Origin of the sequence: Arsukibacterium sp., assembly GCF_041616895.1 — a bacterium.
Classification (GTDB): Bacteria; Pseudomonadota; Gammaproteobacteria; order Enterobacterales; family Alteromonadaceae; genus Alishewanella.
This window is the reverse complement of the sequence record NZ_JBFJPY010000123.1, coordinates 1-7,835: the sequence shown is the minus strand read 5'-3', so window position 1 is coordinate 7,835 and position 7,835 is coordinate 1. Positions and strand designations below refer to the sequence as shown.

The 7,835-nt window shown below is 47.6% G+C and carries 8 protein-coding genes and 5 tRNA genes; all 13 read right to left on the bottom strand.

Translation table 11 applies throughout. The features are described 5' to 3' along the window. Positions 1-50: 50 nt before the first annotated feature. Positions 51-140, bottom strand: a tRNA-Ser gene (locus ABY802_RS15105). Between the two features lie 126 nt (positions 141-266). Continuing rightward, positions 267-1,325: a quinolinate synthase NadA gene (gene nadA, locus ABY802_RS15100; protein WP_372627952.1), complete on the bottom strand. Its 1,059-nt coding sequence runs from the start codon at positions 1,323-1,325 to the stop codon at positions 267-269. Positions 1,326-1,405: 80 nt separating this feature from the next. Continuing rightward, a tRNA-Lys gene (locus ABY802_RS15095) sits at positions 1,406-1,481 on the bottom strand. 18 nt (positions 1,482-1,499) lie between these two features. Continuing rightward, a tRNA-Lys gene (locus ABY802_RS15090) sits at positions 1,500-1,575 on the bottom strand. Between the two features lie 19 nt (positions 1,576-1,594). Then, positions 1,595-1,670: transfer RNA gene (locus ABY802_RS15085), tRNA-Lys, on the bottom strand. 26 nt (positions 1,671-1,696) lie between these two features. After that, positions 1,697-1,772, bottom strand: a tRNA-Lys gene (locus ABY802_RS15080). Positions 1,773-1,911: 139 nt separating this feature from the next. Continuing rightward, positions 1,912-2,706, bottom strand: coding sequence for a tol-pal system protein YbgF (gene ybgF, locus ABY802_RS15075; protein WP_372627951.1), 795 nt, complete (start codon positions 2,704-2,706; stop codon positions 1,912-1,914). 23 nt (positions 2,707-2,729) lie between these two features. Continuing rightward, positions 2,730-3,257, bottom strand: coding sequence for a peptidoglycan-associated lipoprotein Pal (gene pal, locus ABY802_RS15070; RefSeq protein ID WP_372627949.1), 528 nt, complete (start codon positions 3,255-3,257; stop codon positions 2,730-2,732). Between the two features lie 35 nt (positions 3,258-3,292). Then, positions 3,293-4,642, bottom strand: a complete 1,350-nt coding sequence (gene tolB, locus ABY802_RS15065; protein WP_372627948.1) for a Tol-Pal system beta propeller repeat protein TolB — start codon at positions 4,640-4,642, stop codon at positions 3,293-3,295. Continuing rightward, positions 4,639-5,589 carry a cell envelope integrity protein TolA gene (gene tolA, locus ABY802_RS15060; protein WP_372627947.1) on the bottom strand — a complete coding sequence of 317 codons (951 nt, stop codon included), beginning with the start codon at positions 5,587-5,589 and terminating at the stop codon, positions 4,639-4,641. Before tolA ends, tolB begins: the two co-directional genes overlap by 4 nt. Then, a complete protein-coding gene (gene tolR / locus ABY802_RS15055; RefSeq protein ID WP_097110104.1) occupies positions 5,579-6,004 on the bottom strand; it encodes a protein TolR in 426 nt (141 codons plus the stop codon). The genes tolA and tolR overlap by 11 nt, the downstream gene beginning before the upstream one ends. Then, positions 6,004-6,678: a protein TolQ gene (gene tolQ, locus ABY802_RS15050; protein ID WP_372627953.1), complete on the bottom strand. Its 675-nt coding sequence runs from the start codon at positions 6,676-6,678 to the stop codon at positions 6,004-6,006. The genes tolR and tolQ overlap by 1 nt, the downstream gene beginning before the upstream one ends. A 1-nt stretch (position 6,679) precedes the next feature. After that, entirely contained in the window at positions 6,680-7,090 is a 411-nt protein-coding gene (gene ybgC, locus ABY802_RS15045) for a tol-pal system-associated acyl-CoA thioesterase (RefSeq protein WP_372627946.1), read from the bottom strand. Between the last annotated feature and the right edge of the window lie 745 nt (positions 7,091-7,835).

Below are 7,835 nucleotides of genomic sequence, written 5' to 3'. Positions count from 1 at the left end.
GCTTAAATGAAAAGAGCCCACGCTTTTGGCGTGGGCTCTTTTCATTTAATTGGCGGAGAGAGAGGGATTCGAACCCTCGTTAGGGGTTAAACTAAACACACTTTCCAGGCGTGCGCCTTCAGCCACTCAGCCATCTCTCCGGAACTTGCGTTGCAAGCGCGGCTATACTAGGGAAATTCGCTCTGCGCTGCAACTGTTATATACATAACGGCTTTTTTATGGCTGCTTTTTAAGCAGCCCGTACATTTTTTGCATTAGTTTTTAGCTTACGCGTTGCCTTTTACCTGCATTTTTAGCTCTTTTGCGAAACCGAGCATGCGGTTAAGTGGTACTAACGCTTTTTCACGTAATGCATCATCAACAAAGATCTCATGGCCATTCGCATCGTTTAATGCGTCCTCAATCGCTTTTAAGCCGTTCATTGCCATCCAAGGGCAATGTGCGCAGCTACGGCACGTTGCGCCGTTACCGCCGGTTGGGGCTTCGATAAAGGTACGGTCTGGCATTTGTTGCTGCATTTTGTAAAAAATGCCCTTGTCGGTCGCGACAATAAAGGTACTATTGGGCAAGGTTTGGCTGGCTTTAATTAACTGGCTGGTTGAGCCTACCGCGTCAGCTAACTGCACCACACTGTCGGGGGATTCCGGATGCACCAGTACGGCGGCTTCAGGGTACTGCTTTTTCAGCTCCACCAGCGCATTGGCTTTAAACTCGTCATGTACAATACAGGCGGCATCCCATAACAACATGTCCGCGCCGGTTTGCTTCTGCACATAAGCGCCCAGGTGTTTATCGGGGCCCCACAGGATTTTCTTACCCTGGCTGTCTAAATAATCTACAACATCTAACGCAATAGAGGACGTAACCACCCAATCGGCCCGCGCTTTTACCGCCGCCGAGGTATTGGCGTACACCACTACCACGCGGTCAGGGTGCGCATCACAAAACGCCGAGAACGGTTCAGCCGGGCAGCCTAAATCTAAAGAACAGGTGGCTTCCAGCGTTGGCATTAGCACCGTTTTATTTGGCGTCAGAATTTTTGCAGTTTCGCCCATAAACTTAACCCCGGCGACAATTAATGTCTGTGCCGGGTGTTCATTGCCAAAACGGGCCATCTCTAACGAGTCTGAAACACAGCCGCCGGTCTCTTCAGCCAGTGCCTGAATTTCCGGATCGGTGTAGTAATGGGCCACTAATACCGCATTTTTTTGCTGCAGCAAGGCTTTAATTCGGGTTTTGTAAGCAAGCTTTTCATCTGCAGACAGTGATGCAGGTTTTTTTGGGAAACGGAAATCCTGTTCACTAAAATACATCGACTGCGTCATAACACCTGACCTGTTGCGTAAAAAGGGGCATATTATACACGCGGCAAGCGAGCAAGAACAGTATTTATGGGAGTGGTGTTTGGTGGGTCGTGCTGGATTCGAACCAGCGACCAATTGATTAAAAGTCAACTGCTCTACCAACTGAGCTAACGACCCAAACAGAAAAACATAAAGTGGTGGGTCATGATGGATTCGAACCATCGACCAACGGATTAAAAGTCCGCTGCTCTACCAGCTGAGCTAATGACCCAAACAGAATAAACGCGAAGTGGTGGGTCGTGCTGGATTCGAACCAGCGACCAATTGATTAAAAGTCAACTGCTCTACCAACTGAGCTAACGACCCGCTTCGGTGTACTTGTTTGTGCGATTTGGTGGGTCGTGCTGGATTCGAACCAGCGACCAATTGATTAAAAGTCAACTGCTCTACCAACTGAGCTAACGACCCTAACCGCGGACGCATATCTTACTGATTTACGGCGTTAGTGCAACCGAAAATTGTTAAAAAGGCCACCATCATGGCCTGACTGCACAAAAAGTCAGCGATATGAAACAACAAAGCCAACCTGAGGGTTGGCTTGTGGTGTTTATTTCAGGATGTCTATGCGTTCCTGAGCTAACCTGGCAGACGTTGCTGAGGCATGGTCTTTGGTTAATTGCCGGTAAAAACGTAGCGCAGCGTCTTTATTGTTTTCGCGCTCTGCCAACTGACCCAGCTTTAATAATGCGTCGGGTACTTTATTAGATGTACTGAAGTTAGCCACTACGCGTTCAAAATGGGTTTTTGCTTTAGCAAGCTCATTGTTATTAAACAACAGCTGGCCAAGCCAGTAATGCGCATTGGGCGCATAACCTGAATTAGGGTAGTTTTGTAAAAAGGCTTCAAACTCAGGAATGGCGGCTTCATAACGCCGATCCTTCAACACCATATTTACAGCTTTGTCGTAAGCTTCATTTTCTGACATGTTTGAAGAATAGGAAACGGTCGGAACGTTATTAGCGTTACTGCTAACCGCGGATTGCTGAGTTGCGTTGCTGGTTTGCAAAGCCCCTACCCGACGATCAATTTCCTGATATAAATCACGTTGACGCTGCAGCATTTCATCAAGCTGATAGGTGTGCGTTTCAGTAACGCCACGTAGCTGACTGACTTCTTCGAGCAATATGTTAAGTTGCTGCTGCATTTGCAACTGCCCCTGAGCCCGGGCTTCCACCACTCTCTCTAAGGTAGCCAGACGTTGCTCCAGAGTACCAGAGGCTGGACTGGCAAGCTGCTGATTTGTTGTGACATTTCTGCCCAGCTCAGTAACTGGTGCCGGGTTACCCCAGGCACCAGTACTCACTAAGGACAGAGCAACCCACAGTGTTTTATTTACTGTCATGATCACTCATATTATTTATTTTATTAGTATACCAATACTGCGCGACGGTTCTTAGCAAAACCAGTCTCAGTACGTGATCTGTCTACTGGCTTCTCTTCACCGTAGCTAACGGTAGATAATTGACCCGCTGACACACCAAGGTTCTGTAAATAAGACTGAACTGCCTGAGCACGACGTTCGCCCAGGGCGATGTTGTATTCTGGAGTACCACGCTCATCTGAATGACCTTCAATGGTCACCCGAACGCTTGGGTTAGCACGTAAAAAAGTGCCGTGTGCTTCTAACACTTCTACAAACTCTGGACGCACTGTCGCACGGTCAAAGTCGAAATAAATAGTGTTTTCCTGACGCAATGCTTCAAGTTTCTGACGCATTTGCTCTGCAGGGCTCATTACTGGTGCTGCTGTTTCAACCTGCACAGTTTCAACAGGTTCAGCAACTCCTGAATTAAGGCCATCGTCAGCAGAAGTTGATGACGTTGAGCTACAGGCGGCTAATGTCATCACAGGAACTGCGATTAATAAAGCCTTTAACACTTTGTTTAAGTTCATTTTGTTGTCCTTAGTAAGTTAACCACGTTTTTGTTTTATAAAAAAGGTGACCAGGCCGGCGATTTAACCTGTCCATTTATCGCCGGCAGTCGGGCTTTAAAGCGTCCATCCATTGAAACCAGTGCCAACACTTGCGACGAACCGTGCATAGTGCTGTATATAATCATAGAACCATTAGGCGCAATACTGGGCGACTCATCCAGATTGGTCTTGGTCAATACTTGCAGGAACCGGCTTTGCCGATCCATTTTTGCAATATGGTACTGCCCCTGCGTTCGGTTCACCATCACTATAGTGCTGCCATCAGGGGTGTAAGAGCCAGCCAGGTTCATTTCACCTTCAAATGTTAACCGTCTGGTAGTACCCGTTACTAAATTTACGCTATAAAGCTGTGGATTTCCACCTCTGTCCGAACTGAATACCAGCTCGTTGCCATCTGGCGACCAACTTGGTTCGGTATCAATAGCGCGCTGATTCGTAACGCGACGTAACGCTTTGCTGGCAATATTTAAAGTGTAGATTTCCGGATTGCCATCCTTAGACAGCACCAGGGCTAAGCTTTCCCCATCGGGCGACCACACCGGCGCACCGTTAATGCCAGGAAAGGTGCTGACTACCGTGCGCCGGCCACTATAGATATCCTGAATAAATATCTGAGCCTGACGCCGCTCAAAAGTCACGTAAGCCAGCTTGGTTCCATCTGGCGACCAGCTGGGTGACATTAATGGCTCTTTAGAGCGCAGTAATATTTGCTCGTTTACGCCGTCATAATCCGCAACCACCAACTGATAAGGAAATTCAGTGTCCGGCTGGACCAGTACGTATGCAATTTTAGTTAAAAACGCACCGCGTTCACCGGTCAGTTTCTCATAAACAATATCGCTGATCCGGTGGGCATACTGGCGGAACTGGCCGCCATTGATGGTCGTTTCACGGCTATCTAATATGTGTTCATTGCTGGTTACCAGTTTACCGGCATTGAGCATTTGAGAACTGGGGCCACTATTACCTTTCAGCACATCAACCAGTTCAAAGCTAACGGTATAACGGTCAATGCCAATTTCCTTGATTTGACCAACCACAATCGCCTCAACCCCTTCTTTCGCCCAGGCGGCATAATTTATATCGCTGGCTTTAGTCGGCTGTTGCGGCATTTTAATACGGGCCAGCGGGCTAAACTTGCCGCTGCGCATTAAATCGGCAGACACAATCTCAGCCAGGTTTTCCGTGGGCCGGGTGGTACCGTTAAAACTAAATGGCAGAATCGCAATTGGCCTGGCAGAGTCAATACCCTCGGTAATCACGATCTCTAAAGATGCACGAGCTAATCCCGGTACCAGTAACAGGGTAAGAATAAGCGTTTTTTTCAGTACATTAATCATCATTGAAATTCTGGTGCCACCGTTAAAGTTATATCTTTAAGTTGATTGTAAACATCAGGGTCAGCAGACATCGGTAAGGTTCCTGCCCGATTCACTGCTCGAATAGCCGCATCTGCTACCTGACGGTCGCCACTAACATAGCGCACATCGGTTACAAAGCCACTGGTTGCCAGCCTGATATTAATTCTGGCTGTTTTCCCACGCATGTTTTCATCTACTAATAAATTACGTTGTATCGCGTCCCGGATCATTGCCGTGTAGCGCTGTACTTCAGTAACCGCTTGCTGAGCACGAGCCTGGCGCCTTGCCTCTGCCTCGTTTGCAAGCTGCTCTTGAATTTGCCGTTCCCGTTCGGCCTGCTCACGGGCTTCACGCGCCTTGCGCTCACGCTCGGCCTGTGCTTTAGCGGCTTCTTCTTCCGCTTGCTTGCGCCGCTCTTCTGCAGCCTTCGCGGCGGCTTCGGCTTTTTTCTGCTCTGCCTCGCGTGCCTTACGTGCTTCTTCCGCTTGCTTGGCTTTGGCGGCTTCAGCCTGTTGTTGCTTCTGCGCTTCTGCTGCTGCCGCTTTTGATTTACGTGCCGCTTCGTCTGCCTGGCGCTTCTCTTCTGCCACCCGCTTTAAGCGCTGCTCTTCAGCTGCCCGGTCACGCTCAGCCTGTTTAGCTCTGCGTTCCAGCGCCGCAATCCTATCTTCTTCCGCTTTTTTGGCGTCATCGCGGTTTTTCTGAATTTCGGCGACCCGCTGCTCTAATTGCTTACGATCAATCGCCACGGCCTCCACCGGAGCCGGGTTACTCTCTACCGCCTGCTCGGCACTGACAGAAAGCTCAACCGTTTTACGTTTGAAACTGATACTGGCACCAAAAATCAGCAACAACAAAATCGCGACATGCAAGGCCACAGATTTTGCTAAAGATGTGCTCAGGGCTGGTTTAAGCTTATCAAACTTCATTGTCAGTCATTAAACCCACTGCCGGCGCACCAGCATTTTTCAAAACATTAATTAAACGTATCACCGCTTCGTAACTCACCGCTTTATCGCCTTTAACAATGACCTGGGTGCCGGGCTCTATCGTTAGCCAGCTCGCCACTTCAACCTGCAGCTCGGCTGAGGTAAAAGGACCTTGTTGATTACCATCTTTTTCAAAGTAATATAAACCGTCACTATCTACCGTGGCCACTAACGGCGTTTTGCCTTCTGTCATTTGCGCAATCGGCTCTGCAGCAGATTTTGGCAACTCAACTTTTACCCCCTGGGTAATCAGTGGGGTAGTTACCATAAAAATGACCAGCAGCACCAGCATAACATCGATGTAAGGCACGACATTTATCTCGGCCATCATTCGCCGCTTTTTGCGCACGTACATCAGGCTGCCTCGGTACTGTTCACCGCTTGGCGGTGCAAAATATTAGAGAACTCTTCAACAAAGTTCACATAGCTGCTTTCCAGCAGCTCAACCTGATGCGAAAACTTGTTATAAGCAATAACAGCTGGTATTGCCGCAAACAGACCGATAGCTGTTGCGATCAGTGCTTCGGCAATACCGGGTGCAACCATAGCCAGCGTCGCTTGCTGCACAGCACCTAAAGCAATAAACGAATTCATAATGCCCCATACCGTTCCAAACAAGCCAATGTAAGGACTGATAGAACCCACCGTCGCCAGGAAAGGTAAATTAGTTTCCAGACGCTCCACTTCACGAGACAAGCCAACCCGCATGGCGCGCTGCGCGCCTTCCATTACTGCCGCAGGCTGCTGCCGACTGCTTTTATGTAACCGGGCAAATTCTTTGAAACCGGCTTTAAACAGTGACTCTAAGCCACTATTACTCTGACGGGCGCTGACCTCAGCGTAAAGTTTTGATAAATCCACACCCGACCAAAATTTATCTTCAAATCTCTTAGCATCAGCAAGGGCAGCTTGCAGTACGTTTTTCCGTTTAAAAATCATACTCCAGGAGGCCACTGACATGCCTACCAGAATAAGCATTACCAGCTGCACTACGATACTGGCATCCAGTAATAAATGAAGAATGGAAATTTCACCTGACACGCGTTAATACCTCTGCAATTTCGGCCGGCATTGGCCGGGCTTTCATAGCCTGCTGGTCAATACAGGCAACTTTAATTTCAGCCTGACACAATAATTGGGCCGAAGCATTATAAATTTGCTGGGAAAAAATGATACTCGCAGACTTTAAGGTACTGATTTGACTAGATACCGTCAATAATTCATTAAACCCTGCACTTTTTTTGTTGTTCATTAAAACCTGCGTTACAACAAAACCGATATTATTTGACAATAAAATGTCTTGTTCAATACCCAGAGCTCGTAACCATTCGGTGCGGGCCCTTTCAAAAAACTTCAGATAATTCGCGTAATAAACAATACCGCCTGCATCGGTGTCTTCATAATATACCCGTACCGGCCAGGTGAAGCTTTTATCTGCCATTTATAACCACATCTTATTTTGCCGCGTATGATAATTAGCCAGCCAGGTAAACTCAATGGCTGACAAGCCTTCATTGCAACTATATTTATTTGTTATTACCACTTGTATTCTGTTCAAAAAGCAGACTGTGGCAACACGCTTAAGTTCAAACCTTTGGCCGGGTTTGGTTTTAGCATAAAAAAGGCCGCAACTGCGATATACAACTACAAAAAGTAATCCGAGCTATCATCCACATTGAAACTTAATCGCACATGAATAAAGGCTTTCTTTCACTCCCTGCAAATTAACCGGTTAATTAACGCACAACGGATTAACCGCCTCACATTAGTTTAATTAATGCCAGCGCGCTAATTTTTCTCGTTTGAAGTAATTACTCGAAGTCTTTAACATACGCCCTGTGTTCAGAGCTAGCGCAAAGACAAGGTAAGAGGGTTACCCTGTTTAGTAAAGTTCACATAAGCGGTATGACTAATGGCTAAGATTAGTTTTGCTGCTGTTTCAAGCATGTTCCCTGGATTTATTGAAGCAAAACTTCAACTTTGCCCGCTCCCTTGAGCGGGCTTTTTTTTATTCGCGTCCTATTTGGCGCTGCAGCGTTGTTGGCAGCGCTCACTCACTTCATCGCATAGGCAACTATGCTCAGGAAGATTCTCTCACTTGCCGTCTAGCTGCACCACCCACTCGTTAGCGAATACCCTACGTCCTATTTGGCGCTGCAGCGTTGTTGGCAGCGCTCACTCACTTC